This window comes from Actinacidiphila sp. bgisy160 (genome assembly GCF_965342435.1).
Lineage (GTDB): Bacteria > Actinomycetota > Actinomycetes > Streptomycetales > Streptomycetaceae > Actinacidiphila.
Genome location: NZ_CBDRCM010000086.1, coordinates 1 through 20712 on the forward strand (window position 1 = coordinate 1; position 20712 = coordinate 20712).

Below are 20712 nucleotides of genomic sequence, written 5' to 3' on the forward strand. Positions count from 1 at the left end.
GCGGGGGGGTGCTCCCCCCCCCCCCCCCCCCCCCCGCACCCGTCAGGCGTTCGGGTCGAACGGGATGCCCGTCGGCTTGGCCTTCGCCAGGTGGGAGTTGAGGTTGCCGTCCTTCAGGCCGAAGACCGCGCTGCCGAAGTCGGCCTGGCTCAGCTTGTCGCGCAGGCCCGCGGGGTAGCCGTTCCAGCCGATCAGATCGGGGAACTGCCAGCCGTGGTAGTGGTTCTCCGGCGGCTCGTCGTTGGAGTTGGCGGGACGGAAGCAGTGCGTGCTCGCGCCGTCCTTGTGGTAGACGACCTTGGGGTGCGTCCCGTCCCAGTGGATCTGGTCGCGGCCGTAGACGTTGAAGTCCCCGTGCGCCGAGGTGGACACGTACTGGGCCTGGTTGTCCTTGACCCAGACCACGACGTGCTCCCAGTCGTGGCGGTGGCCGCCGAGGCTGATGCCGGGTATGGCCTGGTCCTTCTCGAAGTAGAGGCCGTAGATGATGGCGCACCAGCCGTTGTTGCACTTGTAGCGGGCGTAGCCGTTGGTGTTGTCCAGGTCCGACTGGTCGCGGCAGTTGCCGTTGAGGGCGCCGGTGGGGTTCAGGCCCGGGTTGATGCCGCCGTCGGGCCCGATGGCGGGAGTGGGGTAGCAGCCGTCCGTGTCGTAGTCGAACGCCGGCTGGAACGTCTGCTCCAGGCCGTCCGCGTTGGCCGGCAGGGCGGTGGGCGGGGCGGCGAACGCCGTCCCGGGAAGGGCGATCACCAGCGCGACCGCGCTGCCGACGACAGCCGGGACCCTGGCGATACGCGAGCTTCTCTTCACTTGCTTCCTCCTGGTCGACCGCGGTGGGGGAGTGCACGGCCTGATGGGCAGCCTGATTGACATGCCCGGATCAGCCTGGCCGAACCGCGCTGACGTGTCGAGCCTCGTGGGATGTCCCGATGATGAAGCGTCAGCCAATAGCGGGGACAGGCCTCGACGGACGTGTCGTCCCGGGGGTGTCACCGCCACGTACCGATCCGGTGCGCTCCCGGTACTCGCGCGGGAGGATGGCGGCGCCGGACGTCGTGGGGGCGTCCCGGAGCAGGGGAACCATGAAGTACCCAGTGCCCGCCGCACTGTTGCTGGTGCTCCTGACCGCGTGCGGCGGCAAGGGCGCGGAGGCGCCCCGCACCGGGCGCGACCGTAGTCTGACGCGAAGAGCGGCGAGGAGGCTGTCCATGGCATCGACGGGTCCGGGCTGGTCGGTACGCGCGCCGCGCTGGGACCCCGTCCGGCACAGCGCCCAGGGCGACGCCGCCGCGGAGGCCGAACTCGCCGCGCCCGCCCGTCGGCCCGCACCGCCCGCCGCGTCGCGGGCGGCGGCGGGCGGGTTCGACCTCTGACCCCCGCCCCCCGCCCCCCCGCCGCCCCGCCGCCCCGCGCCACGCTGCGTACGCCGGGCCGTCTCAGGAGGCTTGGGCCTTCCGGCACTGCTCACGGGGGTCGTGGGCGTCGACCTCGGCGCCGAGGCTGAGGACGCGGGCCTGCAGTTCGTCCGCGTCGGCCGTGCCGCCGGACGTGGACGCGGCACCGGCCCGCAGGTCGGCGAGTTCGAGGCTCGCCGAGGTCTGCTCCGCCAACCGGGCCAGGCCTTGGGCGAGTTCTCGCCACTGCGAGTCGAGGCGGGCGGCCTGGGCCGCCTGGCGTGCGCTGTCCTCGAGACCGGGTACGACCCTCCTGTGGGCCGTCTCCCGTTCCTCCGGAGTGTCGGCGCCGGCCGGGACGAACATCTCGTAGTTCGCGCACGCCTCGCGGGCCAGATCGCGCGCCCGGTCGCTGTCGCCAGATGCGCAGGCGCTTGCCAAAGCCGTCACGGCGAGGACGGCTGCGACTGCTCGCAAGGTTGATCTCTGCATGGCCACATCATGCCGGTGACCGGTGAACCCGATGTGCCAACCCCCGGCCGTCCGCGGGATACTCCGTGGATGACGACCGACGCCTCCGCCCCTGTCCCGTGGGAGCGGGCCCTGCGCCATGTGGCGGGGCTGTCGTCGGGACCTCCGGTGGATCCGGCGCCGGGGTGACGCTGAACTTCCACCCGGACCGGGCGGCGCGGGGGAAACCGACGCTGGAAACCCTGGCCGAATGCGGGGTCTACCTCTCGCAGTAGGCTCGACCACCGCTTTCTCCGCGTGGGTGCACTCCTATGCGTACGACACCGAGAAGCCCGACCCCGTCCTGTTCGGGCACGCGTGCCGTGAACCGGGCGTCGACCCGGCCGAGACGCTGATGGTGGGTGACCACCCCGCCAAGGACGGCGGCGCGGCCGGCGCGGGACTGCGCTCGTACGTCCTGCCCGCCGGCGCCGCCCCCGGCGCACACCGGGGCCCGACGCGGTGCTCCGGCTGGCCGGGGTGCGGGCGAGAGCGTCACAGGGGGCTGAACCAGCGGTACCAGATGGGCCGGTCCTCCTCCTCCGCTTCCGCGGGCCGCGGCTGTTCCTCGTGCTCCAGCCAGTCCACGTACCACTCGGCGAAGGTCGCGGGCCGGCCGGCGTCGTTCGGGAGCGGGTGGACGCGGTCACTGGTGGCACGGCCGTCGAACCACATCGTGCCGCGCTGCGGACCGCTGACCACGAGGAGCGTGGCGAAGCCACAGCCGTGCTCCAGGAGGATGACCGCACCCGCCGTGCGGGCTTCGTCGGCGGCGTCGGCGGCCTCCTCCCACGCCCGGTGGGCGGTCCGGTGGGCCTCGGCTGACGGGAAGTCGTCCTCGCGGGGCTCGCGCGACCACAGCCTCTCGCACTCCGCCAGGGCGGCGTCCTGGTCGGGGAACGGCGCACGCAGACCGGCCCGGTCCGCATGCGTGTCGCCCTCCCAGACCCACCGTGTCCCGGCGCGACGGAGGGTTCTGACGCGTCCGCCGGCACTGACCGTGCGCAGGTAATGGCGGTAGTCCTCGGGAAAGATGATCCCGAACTGCCGCTCGGCGTCGCGGACTTCCGCTTCGGAAAGGGGCGGAGGGAGCGGGCCGCGGGTGCCGCCGTCCCACGCCGCGCGATCGTGGAGGGCCGCCGTGCGTACGCGCACCTCGTCCCAGTTCACCCCCGGCTCCACTCGATCTCCAGCTCGCGCCCCTGTGCCCGCCCGGCCTCGGCGGCGGGGCGGCGCGTGGCGGGGTCGAGCGGGTTCGTGCCGATCGCCGCCAGTGACGCCTCGTCCGGGCCGACCACCGCGACCTCGGCGCCCGCGGCTCGCAACTCCCGCACGGCCTGCTCCAGGGGCCGCTCACTGGGGAACAGCTCCGTGGCCCCCATCGGCACGATCGCCAGCACGCGCGACGCGCCCACGGCGTAGTCGGCGTTCGCGGCGGACCGCACACCGCCGTCGACGAAACGGCGCCCGTCGATCGTCACGGGCGGCCAGACGCCCGGTACGGCGCAACTCGCCGCGACCGCGTCCACGAGGTCCACACCGGAGGAGCCGTCGAAGACCTCCGGCTGCCCCGTCTCCGCGTCCACGGCGACGATCCGTACCGTCCGGGACGCGGACCAGTCGTGGGAGGGGAGACGGGACTCGATCACCCGGCGCCGTTCCTCCTCCGGCACGGTCTCGGCGCCGAGGGCGAACCTGCCCACCGCACGCCGCATGTCCGGGACGGAGGCGGCGCCCTCCAGCACCTCTGCGATGCTCGCGCCGAAGTTCGCCAGGTCCACCTCGGCCATGATCTCGGCCGACTGCAGTGCCGGCTCGGTCTGCCGGGCGTAGAGCTCGTCCAGCGACAGCCCGCTGCCCAGTTGCGCCGCGACCGTCGCCCCCGCCGACGTCCCGACCAGCACATCGGCCCCCGACACGTCCTGTCCCGCCTCCGCGAGTCCCGCCAGCAGTCCGGTGATCCAGGCGATCCCCGCGACGCCCCCGCCGCCGAGCACCAGTGCGTCGGTCATCTTCCGCCATCTCCCTCGGGGTTGCACTCGTGAGCCCTCGTCCCATCCTCTCCCACGCCGACGGGGTCATCCCGTTCCGTGTGGGGGCGGGTGGCGTGGCGACCCTGCGTGTCGAGGTGGTCGCCCGTGCCTCCGGGAGGTGGTTGTTCCTGATCGTGGTTCCCTTCGGGCGGATATAAGATGAATTACCGGGCCGCGGGCAGGTGAGACCACGGCGAGGGCGTGCGGAGCGATTTCCGCGTCCGCCACAGGAACGTCCGGAGGGGTGAGCATGTCCGACACACTGATCCGTCCCCAGCCGGTGATCGGCCCCACGATCGGCCCGGCGTTCGGCGCCACGAGCGGCACCGCGGGGCACCCCGCGTCGGCCCTGCGTCCGCACCGGGAACGGACGGAGCCCACCCCGACGCCGGCCGGCGAGGAGAGCACCACCGCGGGGATCTCGCACGCCGAGCCCCCGGAATTCCCGAAGGCCTGGGAGATCGTGGCCCTCGTGGCGATCTTCGCCGTCACGGTCCTGATCGCCGTGGGGCTGTTCGGCCGGGTCCTGACGCTCTGACCTCACCCGCGCGTCTCCGCGGCCCCGATTGTCCCGTTGAGCGGGTGGCGCGGGGCGTCAGGGCGGGGCCGGTGATCCGGCGGCAGGGGCTGTGGCGGTCGCGGCGGGGATCTCTTCGGGGCTCGTATCCCGTGTTCTGGCGAGTTCGAGCCCGGCCTCCAGTTCGTCCAGGGCCCGCCGGGCGGCGGCGATTCGTTCGCGCAGGTGGTCGGGCGCCGCGCCCTCGTCCGGACGGTGCGGAGATTCGCGCTCACGCTCGAGCTGCCTGGCCTCCTCCAGCGAGCTGATGACCACGCCGATGAGCAGGTTGACCAGCACGAACGAGCCGAACAGCACATAGGAGGCGTAGTAGAGCAGGCTCCAGCGGGAGATCTGCAGGCCGCCGCGGACGGCGTCACCGATGCCGTCCAGGGTGATCAGCAGGAAGAGCGACAGGGCGGCCCGGCCGACGGAGCCGTAGTGTTCGGGGTCGTCGTCGGCGAAGAAGACCCAGCCGGTCATCGCGTAGACATACAGCAGCATGGTGCCGACGAGCAGGAAGCTGACGGTGCCGGGCAGGCTCTTGCCGACGGCCACGATGATGATGCGCAACTGCGGCAGGAAGCGGGCGGCGCGCACGACCCGGGCCAGCCGCAGCAGCCGCAGCACCGTGGCGTTCTCGCGCGCGAAGGGCAGGCACGCCAGCGTCACCACGGCCAGGTCGAAGACGTTCCATGGATCGCGGAAGAAGTCCCGGGGGCGGTCGGCGTGGGCGCAGGCCCGTAAGACGACCTCGGCGGTGAAGACCGCCAGGAACCAGTGCTCCACGAGCTTCAGGGGTCCGTGCCAGTGCACGGCGATCCCGTCGTAGGTCTCGACCCCGAGGACGGCCGCGTTGGCCAGGACGAGGGCGAAGACGGCGACGCCGAACCACTCGGAGTCGACCACGTGGCGGCACCGCATGGCGATCGCGGCACGGCCCGGGGGAGTGGCGATGTGTTCTGCCATGTGCGTGTACCCGGTCCTCCGCTGCCGCCTGCCTGCTTATCCGACTGAAGTGGATCTTATGGCCGGCAGGCGGACCCGCGGGTCCGTGAACCCACGCAACCAGCAACCCGTCGCGGCCGGTTCAGCGGGCGGGCCGGCCGTTGACCCGCAGATTGCCCGGTCGTCGTGGAACCGGGCGCCGCGCCACGCAGCCTCGGGCCGGTCCCTCCCGGTCGTACGCGATCATGTCCCGTCCGTGCCGTGGCCGGCGCGGACGGGACGCGGCGCGGGGACCTCGGCGTCGGTGAGGGCGTCGTCGCCGTAGAGGTCCCTGACCCAGGGGGCGTGGTAGACGGTGTCGAGGTAGCGTTCGCCCAGGTCAGGAGCGATGGCGACCGCCGTGAGACCGTCGTGGCCGCGCTCGGCGAGCCAGCCGGTGGCGGCGCTGACGACGGTCCCGGTGGAGCCGCCGAAGAGGAAGCCGCGCCGGGCCAGGCGGTGGCAGGTGCGGACGGTGTCCGTCTCCGGGACGTGGACGACCTCGTCGACGCACGAGGTGTCGAGCAGCGGCGGGCGGACGCTCGTGCCCAGCCCGGGGATCATGCGCCGGCCGGGCGTGTCGCCGAAGGTCACCGAGCCCGCGGTGTCGACGGCCACGACGCGCATACGTGGGTGGTGGCGACGGAAGTAGCGGGCGCAGCCCATCAGCGTGCCGGTCGTGCCGGCGCCGACGAACAGGACGTCCAGGGCGGGGAAGCGGGCGGCGATGGCCGGGGCGGTCGTGCGGTAGTGGGCCAGGCCGTTGTCGGGGTTGGTGTACTGGTTCAGCCACACGTACCGGTCGTCGGCGGCGCACAGCGCGCGGACGTGGTCGATGCGGGCCCGCAGCCAGCCCCCGGTGGGCGCGGGTTCGGTGATCAGGTGCACCCGGCCGCCGAGGGCGGCGATCATCTGCCGGGTGGCCAGGTTGCAGCGGGTGTCGGTCACGCACACGAAGCGGTGCCCCCGGTTCGCGGCGATCATGGCCAGGGCCACGCCCAGGTTGCCCGAGGAGGACTCGACCAGGACCGAGCCGGCCCGCAGGCGTCCGCTGCGCTCTGCGGCCCCGATCATGGCGGCGGCTGCCTTGAGCTTGATCGACCCCGCGAAATTGAAGCCCTCGCACTTGAGGAACAGCCGCTGATCGAGGACGGGTTCGAGGTCTACGTACAGGTCGTCCTCGTTGAATTCCTGGGGCGCGGATATGACCGGCACGGTGTCTCCCTTCGGGGTCGTCGTGCTTCCAGTGACGCCCTTCGGGAGCGGTTCCGTCACGTCACCGGAATTCGTGACTTGACGCTGCCCGGGAGCGCGGGTAGGCGCCGGGCGGCGCACAAGCGGGGCGAGCGGATTATCGGGACGTTCCCCCGCGCGTCAAGTACCGAATTGCCGGGTCAGGACAGGCCGTCGGCTCCGGTGCCTACTGGAGGGCAGCGCCGCCGGATCCCCCGTGCGGCGTCCTGAGGGCACCCACCACGAGGGAGCGTCACCATGCCCGGCAAGTGTTCCGAGGTCCTTGTCGCCGGACCGGCCCGGCCAGCCGCGCCGGTCACCGAGCCGGCCGCGCCCGTGTCCGCCGATGCGCTGGAGGAGGCCCTGGCCGGCGTCCTCGCGGACGTGGTCCGCGCGGAGCGGGTCCCGCCCGGCGCCGACTTCTTCCACGACCTGGGCGCGGATTCACTGCTGATGGCCCAGTTCTGCGCCCGGGTGCGCAAACGCCCGGAGCTGCCGGCCGTCTCCATGAAGGACGTCTACCGCCACCCCACGGTGGCGGCCCTGGCGGCCGTGCTGGCCGAGCGCGCCGCGCCCGCCCCGTCCCCTCCCCTCGCGGTGCCCGGGGCGGCGGCCGCCGACGCGCCGGCCGCGGATGAACGGGCTTACGGGGCCACGTGGTTCGTGCTCTGCGGCGTGCTGCAGGTCGCGCTGTTCCTCGCGTACGGATGTGCCGCCGCCGTGGGGGCGGCGCGGGCCGGAACGTGGATCGCCGACGGCTCCGGCCTCCTGGAGACGTACGCACGTTCGGTCGCCGCCGCCGTGGCCGGGTTCGCCGCACTGTGCCTGCTGCCCGTGGCGGCCAAGTGGCTGCTGGCGGGGCGGTTCCGCGCGGGGCATCGGATCCGTGTGTGGGGCCCGGCATATGTCCGGTTCTGGTGCGTGCGGACGCTGGTGCGGGCCAATCCGCTGGTGCTGTTCGCCGGGACGCCGCTGTACACGCTGTACCTGCGGGCGCTGGGCGCCCGGATCGGCCGGGGGGCGGTGGTGCTGTCCACGCACGTGCCGGTGGCCGCCGACCTGCTGGTCGTCGGCGAGGACGCGGTGGTCCGCAAGGACGTGTCCCTGTCCTGCTACCGCGCCCACGCGGGGGTGATCGAGACTGGGCCGGTCACCGTCGGCGCCAGGGCCCGGGTCGGCGAGCAGGCGGTACTGGACATCGGCACCGTGATCGGTGAGGACGCCCAGCTCGCCCACGCCTCCAGCCTTCACAGCGGCCAGTCCGTGCCCTCCGGGCAGAGCTGGCACGGCTCCCCGGCCCAGCCCGGTGGCCCCGACCGGGCCGCACCCGACACCGTCGCCTGCGGGCCCGTCCGCCGGGCCGTCTACGCCGCGGGCCAGGTGCTGACCGCGGTCACCGTGCAACTGCCGCTGACCTTCGGCGGGCTCCACCTGATGCAGCGCGCGGTGCCACGGCTGGACGGGCTGCTGACCCCGGGACCGAAGGCGCTGACCAGCGCCGGCTTCTACCGCGACGCGGCCCTCGCCGCCCTGGTACTGGCCGCCGCCCTCCTCCTGCTGGGCGCGCTGACCACGCTCGTACTGCCGCGACTGGCCCGGCCCCTGCTGCGCCCGGACCGTGTGTACCCGTTGTACGGGCCGCGCCACGGCCTGCACCGCGCGATCGGACGCATGACCAACCGCCGGTTCCCCGCCACCCTGTTCGGCGACAGCTCGGCCGTCATCCACTACCTGCGCGCGATCGGCTGGGACCTGTGCCGCGTCCGGCAGACCGGCTCCAACTTCGGGACCGAGGTGAAGCACGACAACCCGTACCTGAGCCGGGTGGGCGCCGGCACCATGGTCGCCGACGGGCTGTCGATGATCAACGCCGACTACTCGGCGACCTCGTTCCGGCTGCGTCAGGTGGCGGTCGGCCCGGACAACTTCCTGGGCAACCGCATCGCCTACCCGGCCGGCGGCCGCACCGGGAGGAACTGCCTCCTGGCGACGAAGACGATGGTCCCGCTGGACGGGCCCGTACGGGAGGACACCGGCCTGCTGGGCTCGCCGGCCTTCGCCATCCCCCGCAGCGTGGAGCGCGACCACCGCTTCGACCACCTCACGCGTGGCCGTGTCCTGCGCCGCCGCCTGGCGGCCAAGAACCGGCACAACGCTGTCACCGCCTCCGTCTACCTGCTGCTGCGCTGGCTGCACCTGTGCGGCGTGCTGCTGATCGCCGCCTGGGCCGTGGGCCTTCACTCGCGCCTCGGCGCGCCGGCGTACGCCCTGGCGGGTGCCGCGGTGACGGTGTTCACCGCCGGGTGGTTCGCGCTCACGGAACGTGCCGCGACCGGCTTCCGCCCGCTGCGACCGCTGTACTGCTCGATCTACCAGCGCGCCTTCTGGCGGCACGAGCGCTACTGGAAGCTGGCCTCCGTCGACCACCTGAAGTGGCTCGACGGGACCCCGTTCAAGCCCCAGCTGCTGCGGCTGCTGGGCGCGCGGGTCGGACGCAGGGTCTTCGACGACGGCTGCTTCCTGCCCGAACGGTCCCTGGTGGCCATCGGCGACGAGTGCACCTTGAACGCGGGCAGCGTCATCCAGTGCCACTCCCAGGAGGACGGGGCCTTCAAGTCCGACCGCACCACGCTGGATGCGGCCTGCACCCTCGGGGTCGGCGCCTTCGTCCACTACGGGGTGACCCTCGGCGACCACGCGGTGCTCGCGCCCGACTCCTTCCTGATGAAGGGCGAGGACGTGCCCGCCCACGCCGCGTGGGGCGGCAACCCGGCCCGCGAGATGCCCGCCGCCGTCACCCGGGACGCGCGTTCCTGATCCCCGCACACCCCCGAGACCGGGCGGTACCCGCAGACCCGGCCGACCCGACCCGACCCGGCCCGGCCGACCCGACCCGGCCGACCGACCCGACACCACCGCACCGCATCACACCGGAAGGACGACCCCGATGGACATGTACGCGCACACCGGCCGCAGGTTCTGGCACTCGATGGTGACCACCGGCGGGTTCACCTCGATACCGCGCTGGACCTGCCGGCCGTCCCCACCGGGCACGGCCGTGCACCGGGTGAGGCTGCCGGACGACCTGGTCGCGGCCGTGCGACGGCAGGCGTACCGCCTCGGTGTGCCGATGCGGTCGGTGCTGCTGGCCGCGCACGCCAAGGTGCTGTCGGCCCTGTCCGGGGAGCGCGAGGTGATCACCGGCTACGCCGTGGAGGACGGGAGGGTGCTCCCGTGCCGGCTGTCGGCGGCCGCCGCCACGTGGCGCGGGCTGGTGCTGGCCGCGCATCGGGTGGAGGCGCAGGTGCTGGCCTTCCAGGACTACCCGGTCGGTGACCTGAGCCGCGAACTCGGCGTGACGGGGCCACTGTTCGAGACCGTCTGCGACCCGGCGGGCGCGGGCCGCGAGCCGGGCGGCGACGCCGGCGGCGCACCGGACGGGCGCACGGTGCTGCGGGTGGGCCTGTGCCCCCGCGACGGCCGCCTGGCACTGGAACTGGCCTATCGCACCGACGTGCTGGACGAGCCGGCGGCCGCCCGGATCGCCGGGTACCACCTGAGCGGACTCACCCTGATCGCCGCCGACGTCGACGCCGAACACGCCCGTCAGAGCCTGCTCACGGCGGACGAGACGCGGCTGCAGCTCGACGGCATGGCCGGGCCCCGGCGCAGGCTGCCCGACCGGCGCTTCCACGAGCTCTTCGAGGAGCGGGCGGCACGCCACCCCGAGGCGGTGGCGGCGGTCCACGCCGGCCGGCGGTGGACGTACGGGGAGCTCAACGCCCGCGCCAACCGCCTGGCCCACGCGCTGCTGGCGCGCGGGCTGCAGACCGAGGACGTCGTCGCGGTGGTCACCGGGCGGAACCTCGACTGGCTGGCCGCGGTGCTGGCCGTCCTCAAGGCCGGGGGCGCGTACCTGCCCGTCGAGCCGCACCTGCCGCCCGGGCGGATCGCCGCCGTCCTGACCCGCGCGGCCTGCACGACCGTGGTCACCGAGCACGGCAGCACCGCGGCCCTGGAACAGGCCCTGCCCAACCTGCCCGGCACCACGACCGTCCTCGTGGACCAGGCCGGGGCCGAGGAGCACCCGCCGACCGATCCGGGTGTCCCGGTGTCCGCAGACCAGCTGGCGTACCTGTACTTCACCTCGGGCTCCACCGGGGAGCCGAAGGGCGCGATGTGCGAGCACGCCGGATTCCTCAACCACCTCTACGCCAAGATCGACGACCTCGGCATCGGCGAGGGGCGGGTCGTCGCCCAGACCGCCCCGCAGAGCTTCGACATCTCACTGTGGCAGCTGACCGCCCCGCTGCTGGCGGGCGGGCGGGTCCTGATCGTCGAGCAGGACGTGGTCCTGGACGCCGACCGCTTCCTCGACACGGTCGCCGGGGAACCGGTGGACGTGCTGCAGCTCGTACCGTCCCACCTGGACGTCGTGCTGTCCGCCCTGGAGAGCAGGCCGCGGCGGCTGCCGGACCTGCGGTGCGTCTCGGTCACCGGGGAGGCGCTGAAGAAGGACCTGGTGGAGCGCTGGTTCGCCGCCGTGCCGGGGACCCGGCTGGTCAACGCGTACGGGCTGACCGAGACCAGCGACGACACCAACCACGCCGTCATGGACCGTCCCCCGGAGACCGACTGGGTCCCGGTCGGCCGGCCGGTCAACAACGTCCGGGTGTACGTGGTCGACGAGCACCTGGCGCCCGTCCCGCTGGGTGCCCCCGGCCTGATCGCGTTCTCGGGGGTCTGCGTCGGCCGCGGTTACGTGAACGATCCCGAGCGCACCCGCGAGGCGTATCTGCCCGACCCCCACCATCCCGGCGCGTGGCTCTACCGCAGCGGCGACGTCGGACGGTGGCACCCCGGGGGCCGGCTGGAGTTCCTCGGCCGTGTCGACGACCAGGTCAAGATCCGGGGCTTCCGCATCGAGATCGGCGAGATAGAGAACACCCTCACACGCGCCGAAGGCGTCCGTGACGCCGCCGTCGTCCTCACCGACCACGGCACCCGGCTCGCCGCCTTCTGCACCGGCGACCGTCCGCTGACGGCGGCCGCGCTCCACGAGCACCTGGCGGCGGCCCTGCCCGCCTACATGATCCCGGCGGCCTTCCACTGGCTTGACCACCTGCCGCTGACCGGGAACGGGAAGACCGATCGCGAGGCACTGGCCGATCTCGCCGGCCGTGCGGACCACGCCGCTGCCCACCGGCCCCCGCACACGCCCGCCGAACGGCGCCTGGCCGCCGCCTGGGCGCGCGCGCTCGGCGTCGCCGAGCACCGCGTCGGCCGCGGTGACCACTTCTTCGACCGGGGCGGCACCTCACTGGCCGCGGTACGCCTGGCGGTCCTGCTGGACCGCGCCGTCAGCCCCGCAGACGTCAACGCCCACCCCGTACTGGCCGACCTCGCCCGGACGCTGGAGGCCCGGCAGGGCGCGGGCGGCCCGGAGAGCGGGGCGCTCAGGCAGCCGGAGGGCGGCACCGCCGGACATCCGCGGGCACCGGAGCGTCGACACCCGGCACGGGCGGCGGCGCCGGGCGCTGGCACGCCGGGCACAGCTGATGCCCCCGCGCCCTGATCCCGGTGCCCCACCCGAGGCATGCCGGGCAGTCGCGCGCCGCGGTGAGGTCGGGGTGCGGGACGGCGGGGGCGAGGCGTGCTCCGTGGGACATCCGGGACTGCTCGGGGCGTGCGGAGAGCGGGCACGGCGTGAGCCTGATGGGTCTTCATCCAGGTGTCATGGAAATGCCGTGGTTCGGGCAAACGCCCTGTGTCGCGCTCGGGGCGCCGTGGGTGACGGGGGGATGCGGCGAGCCCCGCCGCCCGCGACGGGAATGACCGCCTCCGCCCGGCGGTTGCACACAACGCGGGTGCCGGTGGCGGGAGTACGCCAGCCAGGCGCCGTGGGGGCCGCCGCACAGCGGTCCGGTCCCCACGCGGCCGCCGGCGAGCGGCGACCGGCACCCACCTCATTCCCGCGCCGGTCCGGCCCCCATCCGGGCCGGCGCAGGGCGCGTCCCCGGGGACTGTCGGTGCCGGGTGACACCGTGGACACCATGGACGAGGTGATACGCCCCAGGGTCTACGGTTCCGACGTCGACGACCCGGATCCGGGCCCCAAGCCGGGGCACGTCTACCGGGAGCTGGTCGGCGGCCCGCTCGACGGGCTGCTGCTCGACGTGACCGACTGGACCGAGCCGCAGCGGTCGGCGGGTGCCGAGCTGCGTACCGACATCGGCCGCTTCGGCCCGGGCGGCCGCGCCCGGTACGCCCCGCGCGCGGGGGACCCCGCCCACTGGGACTGGCACGGGGACAGCCGCTGATCCGGCCGCGCCCCCGGGTGTCCCGGCTCCCTGTGTCGCGGACGCCCTGTCACACGCACTTCCGCCGCGCCCGGTTGCCCCGGGCACCCCGGGTGGGTCAGCCCGGGTCGCCGGATCGCGCCACGGGGTGTCTGATGAACGACGCGGCCCCGGGGCCCCGGAGTGGCCCCCGGCTCGGTCCCGGGCCGCTCTCCTCGCCCTGTCCGGCCATACCCCGGCCTGCGCCGCCGGCGGAACGGGGTGCCGAGCCAACACGTCGCGTCCGCAGCAAGGTTCACCGGGGCGATGCCCGGCGTGGACGGCGGGGCGCGACCCGCGGTTACGGCTTCCGGGCCAGCCCGGAGGCGATGAGACGCTCCCAGACGGTGAGTTCGCGCTCGGTGTCGCCGATGCGGGAGACACCGTCGCCCGGGTCCGGGCGCCACAGCGACGCGGGGACGATGCCCGGCTCCAGGATCTCCAGGCCGTCCAGCAGGTCCTCGATCTCCTTGTCGGTGCGCCACCGGCCGCGGCCGAAGGTCTGCTGGAGGATGCGCTCGGACTCGGCGGTCTCCGGATTGTTCCCGGACCGGAAGTGGCTGACGAAGAAGTAGCTGCCGGAGGGAACTTGGTCGCGCCAGTAGCCGACGATGCCCGCCGGGTCCTCGTCGTCGTTGACGTGGTGGAGGATGGCGCTGAGGATGACGGCGACGGGCTTGCCGAAGTCGATCACCTCGAGGGTGTCCGGGTGGTTGCGGATGACCTCGGGTTCGCGTATGTCGGCCTGGATGACCCGGGTGTCGTCGTTCTGCTCCAGCAGCGCCCGGCCGTGGGCGAGCACGATCGGGTCGCTGTCCACGTACACCACCGTGGACCCGGGCGCGTGCCGCTGGGCGACCTGGTGGACGTTGTCCGCGGTGGGCAGGCCGCTTCCCAGGTCGACGAACTGCCGTACGCCGGTCGTGGTGGCGATCTCCCGGATCGCGCGGATCAGCGCCGCGCGGTTGGCGAAGGCGATGGCCACCGAGCCGGGCAGGTCCTTCTTGAACACGTCGCCGATCTCCCGGTCGACGGCGTAGTTGTCCTTGCCGCCGAGCAGGTAGTCGTAGACGCGCGCGATACTTGGTCTGGTCTGGTCGACCCAGGACACGTCGTCCGTCATGACATCCATCCTTCTCCGCGATGACGCCGGGCAACCGTCATCCTAGGGAAGGTCGTGTGCAGTTCGCCCCCGAAGGCGGTGCTCAGCCCAACCGGTCGATGAGGCGGGTCAGGATGCGGCCCGTGTTGCGGGGCGGCTGCGACTCGGCCGCGAGCCGGTCCATGACGGTCAGGTAGTGCTCCACGTCGTCCTGCTTGTCCAGGTAGAGCGCGCTCGTCAACTGCTCCAGGTAGACGATGTCGGGCAGGTCGGGCTCGGAGAAGCGCAGGATGGTGACGGGGCCGCCCGCGGCGGCCAGACCGCCGATGTCGAACGGGGCGATCTGCAGCGTCACGTTGGGCAGGGAGGCGACCTCCATCAGGTGTTCCAGCTGACCCCGCATCACCTCGACGCCGCCGAGCGGCCGGTGGAGGCAGGCCTCGTCGAGCACGACCCACAGCTGCGGCGCGTCCTGCTTGGCCAGCAGGTCCTGACGGGTCATCCGCAGGTCGACGCGGCGGCTGATCTCCCGCTCGGTCGCCCGGGGATGGCCGAGCCGGGTGACGGCACGGGCGTACGCCTCGGTCTGCAGCAGGCCCGGGACGAACTGCACCTCGTAGGTGCGGATGGTGTGCGCGGCCTCCTCCAGGCCGATGTGCGTCTCGAACCAGCCCGGCAGGACGTCGGCGTACCGGTGCCACCAGCCCGGCGTGTTGGCCCGGCGTGCGAGCCCGAGCAGGTCGGCCCGCTCCTGCGCGTCGGTCACGCCGTACAGGGTGAGGAGGTCGGCGACGTCGCGCTCCTTGAAGCCCACCCGGCCGAGTTCCAGGCGGCTGATCTTCGCGTGCGACGCGCGGATCGCCTCGCCCGCGGCCTCCCGGCTGATGTGCCGGGACTCGCGCAGCCGCCGCAGCTGCGTACCCAGGACGATGCGCAGCACCGTCGGTCCACCGCGTTGCGCGCCGAGCGGCGAAGCGGTGGCGAGCTCGTGGCCCGGCCGGGCGGCAGTCATGTCGGATCCCCCTGAACGACTGGTTGCGGATTCAGTGTTCCATCGTCGGGCCCGCCAGTACAGGCACATCCGCCGCGAGGCGGCGCGCGCTCCACTCGCTCCGCTCGTGCCGGACGTACCCGCCGGGACTAAAGGGGCGCCCGCGACGGTTGTCGACAGCATGCACGGTGAGTACAAGGTGCCCGGTGGAAAGCTCGTGGTCGTGGACCTCGACGACCACGACGGGGTGCTCCGCAATGTTCGCGTCGCAGGCGACTTCTTCCTCGAGCCGGACGAGGCGATCACCGCCATCGACCGGGCGATCGAGGGCGCTCCCGCCGACACCGACGCCGCCGGCCTCGCGACCCGGATCGAGGCGGCCCTGCCCGAGGGAACCGTCATGTACGGCCTGAGCGCGGAGGGGATCGCCGTCGCCGTACGGCGTGCCCTCGCCCAGGCGACGGACTGGACGGACTACGACTGGCAGCTCATCCACGAGGGGCCGCAGTCCCCGGCCCTGCACATGGCCCTGGACGAGGTCCTCACCGCGGAGGTCGCGGCCGGACGCCGTCCGCCGACCCTGCGCGTGTGGGAGTGGGGCGGCCCGGCGGTCGTCATCGGCAGTTTCCAGTCCCTCGTCAACGAGGTCGACGCGGAGAACGCCGCGCGCCACGGCCTGACCGTCGTGCGGCGGATCTCGGGCGGCGGCGCGATGTTCGTGGAGCCCGGGAACACCATCACGTACTCCCTCTCGGTCCCCGCTTCCTTGGTGTCGGGGCTGTCGTTCGCCGACTCCTACGCCTACCTCGACGACTGGGTCCTCGACGCCCTCGGCGACATGGGCATCAAGGCCTGGTACCAGCCGCTGAACGACATCGCCACCGAGGCCGGCAAGATCGCCGGCGCCGCGCAGAAGCGCGTGGTCGCCCCGGACGGCGGGGCGGGCGCGGTCCTCCACCACGTGACGATGTCCTACGACATCGATGCCGACAAGATGCTCCAAGTGCTGCGCATCGGGCGGGAGAAGATGTCCGACAAGGGCACGCGCAGCGCGCAGAAGCGCGTCGACCCGCTGCGCCGCCAGACCGGGCTGCCTCGCGAGGCCGTCATCGACCGCATGATCGAGTCCTTCCGCGCGCGGTACGGCCTTGCTGACGGGGGCATCACCGCCGAGGAGCTCGCGCGTGCCGAGGAACTCGCCGCCGCGAAGTTCGGATCCCCGGAGTGGACCGCCCGGGTGCCGTGAAGTTCCGGGCGATACATTGACGTTGCTCACTTTTGCACTGAGCAATGATATTCTGGGAGGTGATTTCCGGCATGGAAGCCCCGCGGGGGCCGGGGCAGGGGCGTTCCGCCGCACGCGAAGGGAGCGTACCCGATGTACCGCTTCGACTGTCTGCCGGACGGCCGGCGTATCACCGCGGTGGCGGCGTGCCGGCAGTGTGGGGCTGGTGTCCGCGCGCGGCACGCACGCGTCAAGGGCGTCCGCGCCCTGGGAACCGTCGGTCGGGCCCCGTACGCCGAAGTAGCCGATGACGGCCGCCGCGACGACGGCGCTCCGCGGGACGAGGCGGGACGCGGTGGCGGCCCGGGGCCGTCATGGGCCGGCGGGAGACGGTGTCGTCCGCCAGGTGGCGGGCGCGGTCGCGTTGGGCGCGATGACGCTCACCGCGCGGCCCGGAAGCCCTGCCGGTCACTCCGGGTGCCAGGGTGCGACTCTGTGCGGAGGCCGTGTCCTGCGAGCGGGGCCCGCCACAGCGGGACGACGATCCGTCTGTCGTCCGTGTCTCCGTCACTGCCGTCCGACGGGGGAATCGGGCCGTTCATTTATGCCTCCGGTTCAGTTGCGATCGAACGCATGGCATCAACTGGGGGCTTCGCCTCCGGTATTCCGGCGGGCCGCGGTGGGGAAGATCACAGAGAGCCGCCGGGACGCGCGGACGGCGTCGCGGCGCGGTGATCTCGGGATTCCGGACGCTTGTTCACCGCGGGCGGGGCGATCTGACGGATTGTCCGGCCGCGGGGTCGTTGCCGCTCCGGCATGGAGTGCCCGATGTGGAGTTGACAGGGTGGACCGATATCCATGTGACGGCGCAAGGGGCGCGACCGTGACAGGCTTTCCGTGGCCGTGAATTCACGGCCATCGACGCGGAATTCACCCGCGTCCCCGTTTCCGGCGGGGCGGCCGGGAATGGCCCTCGACTGACCGCACTTGCGGGTTGCGCCGTTGTTAGGTGCGTCACGGCGGAAATAAGTGGAGAGCCAAGTCCGGTTGCCTGATCGGAAGACGAAGTCGACGCGCCGCCATGGCGACGCGGACCCGGCTGATCAGGAGGCCGCCGTGAACCCATCCCCATCCGCGAGAGACGGCTGGGCGGCGTTGGGGCAGGACGCGGCGCACGCGCTCGACCGGGTCCACGCCGTGGCCCCCTGGCCGCTGATGGCGGTGGCGTTGCTCTGGCTGGCCCACCGGCATCCGGCGGTCTACGTCCGCGTCGCGATCGCACTCCTGCTGTCCAGCGGGGCCGGCCTCGCCCTGTCCGCGACCATGGGGCGCGTGCCGGTGCGCGGGGCCTCCCCCGCCCGTGACTACCTGGCGGACTACTTCGCGCTGCCCGGTGCGGGTGCGGGCTGGTACCTGCTGACGGCGCTCGCGGTGGCCGCCACTGTCGGGGCCGTCTGGGCACGGATCGCCGCGGCGGCGCTCGCCGTGTCCTCGGTCGCGGTGGCGGTGGCCACCGCCGACGACCCGGTAAGCGGCGCCCTCCTGGCCGCGGGCCTGCCGGTGCTCGCCTGGTTCACCGCTCGCCATCTGCCGTACCGGCCGCGGGCGCGACGCGCACCCGAAGCGGCGCCGCTGCGGCAGGCGGGCTGACGGCCATGCACCTGGACGGTCTGATCGAGGCGGCCGGATGGTGGACGTACGTCGTCGTGTTCGCCGTGACCGCCGGGGAGACCAGCGCCTTTGTCGGCCTGCTGCTCCCCGGGGAGACGGTCATCCTCCTGGCGGCCGCCATCGCGGGCCGCGGAGACCTGCACCCCCTCCTCCTTGCCGGCGCCGTGGTCACCGGCGGCATGGCCGGTGACAGCCTCGGCTTCGCATTGGGCCGGCACTGCGAGCGGCACCCGGGCACGTGGCTGCGCCGGATACGTCCTGACAGCCGGATGGGACGCGCCCAGCACTTTCTGGTCCGCCACGGCGGAGCGGCGGTGTTCACCGGGCGGTTCGTCGGTTTCGTCCGTACCTTCCTGCCGTTCGTCGCGGGCGCGTCCGGCATGCCCTACCGCCGCTTCTTCCTCTACAGCAGCGCCGCGTCACTGGTCTGGGGTGTCGGCAATGTGCTGCTCGGCTACTTCGCCGGCGCGGCCGCCACCGGGCTGCTGCACCGGGCGGGCCTCGTCGCGATCCCCGTGCTCGTCGCCGCGGGCGCGGCCGCGCTGATCGCCACCCGCCTCCTCGCCCGGCGCCGCCACGCAACCGCACGGGCGGCGTCGAGGATCGTGGCGTCCGGCGGGGGCGTCCGGCGAACGCCGGAGCAGGACTCCACGGGCACGTACACCTCCGCACGGGAGTCGTGAGCGACCCCGTTCACCTCGTGGCCCGACCGGGCCGGCGCGGGGCCGGTTGGTAGGCTGCGCCTCCGGGCGGCAACGGGGGGAAGGATGACGGCGGAAGCGGAATCATGGGTGCCTCCGAGACCCTGGTCCAGGGGGATCCGGCTCGGCATCCTCTTCGGCGGGCTGACCTCGGTGGTCTCCGTCGTCGGCATCGGCAGGGCATGGGCGGCGTGCGACGTCGGTGTCAACGCGGGTGCGAACGCCATGACCCTGTTCTTCCTCGCGCCCCTCGTCTGGATCGCGGCGGCGATTCCATGGGTCGTCCTGCAGGGCGTCCTGGGACGACGCCACCGACGGTCGGCACTGATCGCGGGTCTGGTATTCACCGTGTGGTTCACGTGGTTCCTGGTGACGTGGCTCGGCATGCCGGATTCCTACCCGAGCCCCTGGTGCACGGACAACGTCCCGCCGTGGTGGCCGAGTTACCTTCCCGCGTAAGGCGGCCGCCGGTGCATTCCCCGTCCGGGCGCAGCGTGATCCCTCTAGGATTCCCGGGTGCCCGAGACAGAGATCGTCACCGCTGGTGAGCGTCCCGACCTCCGTGAGCAGGTGAAGGCCGCGCTCTGGGGCGGGTGGCCGGAGTTCATCCTGCACGCGCCGTCCTCGGCGGAGTACCGCCGTCGGGCGGTGGCGTACTTCCCGCGGTTCGACGTGCTGCTGGTGGACGGCGGCGAGGTGGTGGCCGGTGGGGCAGGTGTGGCGTTGCGCTGGGACGGGGACGTGGGCACGCTGCCGGACGGCTACGACGGGGCCATGGCCGCCGCGGTGACGGGGCATGAGACCTCCGTGGTGCCGGACACGCTGTGCGTCATGGTCGCCGCCGTGCGCCCCGACCGCCTCGGCGGCGGACTGGCCGGCAGGGTGCTCACGGCGCTGCGCGAACGCGCCGTGGAGGCCGGACTGCGGCGAGTGATCGCGCCGGTGCGGCCGACCCTCAAGGCGCGGTACCCGCTGGCGGCGATGGAGGACTTCGCCGGCTGGGCGCGCCCGGACGGGCTGCACCTGGACCCCTGGATCCGCACCCACCAGCGGCTCGGGGCGACGGTCCTCGCGCCCGCGCCGCGCTCCATGGTGATCCCCGGGACCGTGGCCGAGTGGGAGTCGTGGGCGAACATGGCCTTCCCCCGGACCGGTGGTTACGTCGTCCCCGGAGCACTCGACCTCGTGGAGATCGACCGCGAGCGGGACCACGGCGTCCACGCCGAGTCCAACCTGTGGATGCGGCACCTTTAGCCGCCCGGGGCGGCAGGCTCAGGCGGCGTTCACAAGGTCGTGGCGGCCGAACAGCGGGGCGTAGTCGCATGGCAGCTGGTGGAGGACGCGCGTGATCAGGTCGCGTCCGGCCAGCCCGGCGACCACGGCGAGCACCGTGCAGCTGTCCCAGCGCGCCGTGGCGGTGGTGCCGCCGGTGCGGGCGGCCAGGTCCTCGACGAAGGCGCCGCTGGTGATCGTCCGGATCTCCGGGATCTGCGCGGTGAAGACCAGCGCCGCCTCGACGGGCAGGCATGCGGCCAGCGCGACGCGTTCCTCGCCGATGAGCCGGCGGCCCAGGGCGGCGAGCACCGCCCGCACCGCTTCCTCGGCCCGTTCCCGGGTGGGGTGGATGCCGTCGTACCGCACCCGCTCCAGCATGTGATCGAACGTCATGAACGCTGTCGGCCGACCCGGTTGGGGCTGGGGGGACATCGGAGGACCTCCGCGGTGGGTGTGCGTACCGGCCGGTGGGCCCGGCCGTTCGCGGCCCCTCTACCCCGAAAGCCGCGGTGTATGACTGCGCACCCGCCATTGGGACGGTGTGAGCGGAAAGTCGCGGAGCGGATCAAAGCCTTTTACCGCCGGATGTATTGACCCGTACACTACAAAACCACACATTCCGCCTGACCTTCGCGCGCCTCACGGGCCCGTTCCCGGCCGGCCCGGTCGGGAACGGGCCCGCGCCGTTCGGGCGGT

19 protein-coding genes and 1 pseudogene are annotated in these 20712 nt (G+C 73.1%); 11 read left to right on the top strand and 9 right to left on the bottom strand.

The features are described 5' to 3' along the window. Positions 1-42 precede the first annotated feature (42 nt). Positions 43-810 carry an NPP1 family protein gene (locus ACRWNP_RS35505; protein WP_431968885.1) on the bottom strand — a complete coding sequence of 256 codons (768 nt, stop codon included), beginning with the start codon at positions 808-810 and terminating at the stop codon, positions 43-45. Between the two features lie 398 nt (positions 811-1208). Here ACRWNP_RS35505 and ACRWNP_RS35510 point away from each other — a divergent pair, with 398 nt between their 5' ends. Continuing rightward, complete coding sequence (locus ACRWNP_RS35510; RefSeq protein WP_431968887.1) at positions 1209-1373, top strand: hypothetical protein; 165 nt, start codon at positions 1209-1211, stop codon at positions 1371-1373. Between the two features lie 63 nt (positions 1374-1436). Here ACRWNP_RS35510 and ACRWNP_RS35515 read toward each other — a convergent pair whose 3' ends face one another. Further along, positions 1437-1886: a hypothetical protein gene (locus ACRWNP_RS35515; RefSeq protein WP_431968889.1), complete on the bottom strand. Its 450-nt coding sequence runs from the start codon at positions 1884-1886 to the stop codon at positions 1437-1439. A gap of 229 nt (positions 1887-2115) precedes the next feature. Between ACRWNP_RS35515 and ACRWNP_RS35520 the strand changes: the two are divergent. Further along, positions 2116-2274: pseudogene (locus tag ACRWNP_RS35520) on the top strand (hydrolase); the annotation flags it as partial. A gap of 125 nt (positions 2275-2399) precedes the next feature. Here ACRWNP_RS35520 and ACRWNP_RS35525 read toward each other — a convergent pair. Both ACRWNP_RS35525 and ACRWNP_RS35530 read right to left on the bottom strand, forming a co-directional pair. After that, positions 2400-3074: an SMI1/KNR4 family protein gene (locus ACRWNP_RS35525; protein ID WP_431968921.1), complete on the bottom strand. Its 675-nt coding sequence runs from the start codon at positions 3072-3074 to the stop codon at positions 2400-2402. Further along, entirely contained in the window at positions 3071-3916 is an 846-nt protein-coding gene (locus tag ACRWNP_RS35530; RefSeq protein ID WP_431968891.1) for a patatin-like phospholipase family protein, read from the bottom strand. Before ACRWNP_RS35530 ends, ACRWNP_RS35525 begins: the two co-directional genes overlap by 4 nt. Before the next feature lie 271 nt (positions 3917-4187). Between ACRWNP_RS35530 and ACRWNP_RS35535 the strand changes: the two genes are divergently transcribed. Beyond that, on the top strand, positions 4188-4475 hold the full coding sequence (locus tag ACRWNP_RS35535; RefSeq protein WP_431968893.1) for a DUF6480 family protein: 288 nt from the start codon (positions 4188-4190) through the stop codon (positions 4473-4475). Positions 4476-4532: 57 nt separating this feature from the next. Here ACRWNP_RS35535 and ACRWNP_RS35540 read toward each other — a convergent pair whose 3' ends face one another. Then, positions 4533-5462 carry an ion transporter gene (locus tag ACRWNP_RS35540; RefSeq protein WP_431968895.1) on the bottom strand — a complete coding sequence of 310 codons (930 nt, stop codon included), beginning with the start codon at positions 5460-5462 and terminating at the stop codon, positions 4533-4535. Positions 5463-5684: 222 nt separating this feature from the next. Beyond that, complete coding sequence (gene sbnA / locus ACRWNP_RS35545; protein ID WP_431968897.1) at positions 5685-6695, bottom strand: 2,3-diaminopropionate biosynthesis protein SbnA; 1011 nt, start codon at positions 6693-6695, stop codon at positions 5685-5687. Positions 6696-6971: 276 nt separating this feature from the next. Here sbnA and ACRWNP_RS35550 point away from each other — a divergent pair, with 276 nt between their 5' ends. The 3 genes from ACRWNP_RS35550 to ACRWNP_RS35560 all read left to right on the top strand — a co-directional run bounded on the left by ACRWNP_RS35550 (position 6972) and on the right by ACRWNP_RS35560 (position 13033). Continuing rightward, complete coding sequence (locus tag ACRWNP_RS35550) at positions 6972-9530, top strand: Pls/PosA family non-ribosomal peptide synthetase (protein ID WP_431968899.1); 2559 nt, start codon at positions 6972-6974, stop codon at positions 9528-9530. A 130-nt stretch (positions 9531-9660) separates the two neighbouring features. Beyond that, on the top strand, positions 9661-12288 hold the full coding sequence (locus ACRWNP_RS35555; RefSeq protein ID WP_431968901.1) for a non-ribosomal peptide synthetase: 2628 nt from the start codon (positions 9661-9663) through the stop codon (positions 12286-12288). Between the two features lie 478 nt (positions 12289-12766). Then, positions 12767-13033 carry a hypothetical protein gene (locus tag ACRWNP_RS35560; protein WP_431968903.1) on the top strand — a complete coding sequence of 89 codons (267 nt, stop codon included), beginning with the start codon at positions 12767-12769 and terminating at the stop codon, positions 13031-13033. 319 nt (positions 13034-13352) lie between these two features. On the opposite strand, the gene ACRWNP_RS35565 is transcribed toward ACRWNP_RS35560, so the two are convergent. Both ACRWNP_RS35565 and ACRWNP_RS35570 read right to left on the bottom strand, forming a co-directional pair. Then, complete coding sequence (locus ACRWNP_RS35565) at positions 13353-14183, bottom strand: SAM-dependent methyltransferase (protein WP_431968905.1); 831 nt, start codon at positions 14181-14183, stop codon at positions 13353-13355. A 73-nt stretch (positions 14184-14256) separates the two neighbouring features. Continuing rightward, a complete protein-coding gene (locus ACRWNP_RS35570) occupies positions 14257-15165 on the bottom strand; it encodes a helix-turn-helix domain-containing protein (RefSeq protein ID WP_431968907.1) in 909 nt (302 codons plus the stop codon). 160 nt (positions 15166-15325) lie between these two features. Here ACRWNP_RS35570 and ACRWNP_RS35575 point away from each other — a divergent pair, with 160 nt between their 5' ends. From ACRWNP_RS35575 to ACRWNP_RS35595, 5 genes are all read left to right on the top strand, one after another. Further along, the gene (locus ACRWNP_RS35575; protein ID WP_431968909.1) at positions 15326-16390 is read left to right on the top strand and encodes a lipoate--protein ligase family protein; all 1065 of its coding nucleotides are present in this window, start codon (positions 15326-15328) and stop codon (positions 16388-16390) included. Between the two features lie 1095 nt (positions 16391-17485). Continuing rightward, positions 17486-18019 carry a hypothetical protein gene (locus tag ACRWNP_RS35580; protein WP_431968911.1) on the top strand — a complete coding sequence of 178 codons (534 nt, stop codon included), beginning with the start codon at positions 17486-17488 and terminating at the stop codon, positions 18017-18019. 5 nt (positions 18020-18024) lie between these two features. Then, complete coding sequence (locus ACRWNP_RS35585; RefSeq protein ID WP_431968913.1) at positions 18025-18723, top strand: DedA family protein; 699 nt, start codon at positions 18025-18027, stop codon at positions 18721-18723. A gap of 108 nt (positions 18724-18831) precedes the next feature. Continuing rightward, complete coding sequence (locus ACRWNP_RS35590; RefSeq protein ID WP_431968915.1) at positions 18832-19200, top strand: hypothetical protein; 369 nt, start codon at positions 18832-18834, stop codon at positions 19198-19200. 57 nt (positions 19201-19257) lie between these two features. Further along, on the top strand, positions 19258-19995 hold the full coding sequence (locus ACRWNP_RS35595) for a hypothetical protein (RefSeq protein ID WP_431968917.1): 738 nt from the start codon (positions 19258-19260) through the stop codon (positions 19993-19995). Between the two features lie 18 nt (positions 19996-20013). Here the strand turns inward: ACRWNP_RS35595 and ACRWNP_RS35600 are convergent, their stop codons facing one another. Beyond that, the gene (locus tag ACRWNP_RS35600) at positions 20014-20409 is read right to left on the bottom strand and encodes a DUF2267 domain-containing protein (protein ID WP_431968919.1); all 396 of its coding nucleotides are present in this window, start codon (positions 20407-20409) and stop codon (positions 20014-20016) included. Between the last annotated feature and the right edge of the window lie 303 nt (positions 20410-20712).

Coding starts and splice junctions, on each gene's coding strand:
- ACRWNP_RS35550 (WP_431968899.1), top strand. CDS start 6,972: ATGCCCGGCAAGTGTTCCGAGGTCCTTGTCGCCGGACCGGCCCGGCCA.
- ACRWNP_RS35515 (WP_431968889.1), bottom strand. CDS start 1,886: ATGCAGAGATCAACCTTGCGAGCAGTCGCAGCCGTCCTCGCCGTGACG.
- ACRWNP_RS35535 (WP_431968893.1), top strand. CDS start 4,188: ATGTCCGACACACTGATCCGTCCCCAGCCGGTGATCGGCCCCACGATC.
- ACRWNP_RS35600 (WP_431968919.1), bottom strand. CDS start 20,409: ATGACGTTCGATCACATGCTGGAGCGGGTGCGGTACGACGGCATCCAC.
- ACRWNP_RS35570 (WP_431968907.1), bottom strand. CDS start 15,165: ATGACTGCCGCCCGGCCGGGCCACGAGCTCGCCACCGCTTCGCCGCTC.
- ACRWNP_RS35555 (WP_431968901.1), top strand. CDS start 9,661: ATGGACATGTACGCGCACACCGGCCGCAGGTTCTGGCACTCGATGGTG.
- ACRWNP_RS35575 (WP_431968909.1), top strand. CDS start 15,326: ATGCACGGTGAGTACAAGGTGCCCGGTGGAAAGCTCGTGGTCGTGGAC.
- ACRWNP_RS35540 (WP_431968895.1), bottom strand. CDS start 5,462: ATGGCAGAACACATCGCCACTCCCCCGGGCCGTGCCGCGATCGCCATG.
- ACRWNP_RS35510 (WP_431968887.1), top strand. CDS start 1,209: ATGGCATCGACGGGTCCGGGCTGGTCGGTACGCGCGCCGCGCTGGGAC.
- ACRWNP_RS35530 (WP_431968891.1), bottom strand. CDS start 3,916: ATGACCGACGCACTGGTGCTCGGCGGCGGGGGCGTCGCGGGGATCGCC.
- ACRWNP_RS35565 (WP_431968905.1), bottom strand. CDS start 14,183: ATGGATGTCATGACGGACGACGTGTCCTGGGTCGACCAGACCAGACCA.
- ACRWNP_RS35560 (WP_431968903.1), top strand. CDS start 12,767: ATGGACGAGGTGATACGCCCCAGGGTCTACGGTTCCGACGTCGACGAC.
- ACRWNP_RS35585 (WP_431968913.1), top strand. CDS start 18,025: ATGCACCTGGACGGTCTGATCGAGGCGGCCGGATGGTGGACGTACGTC.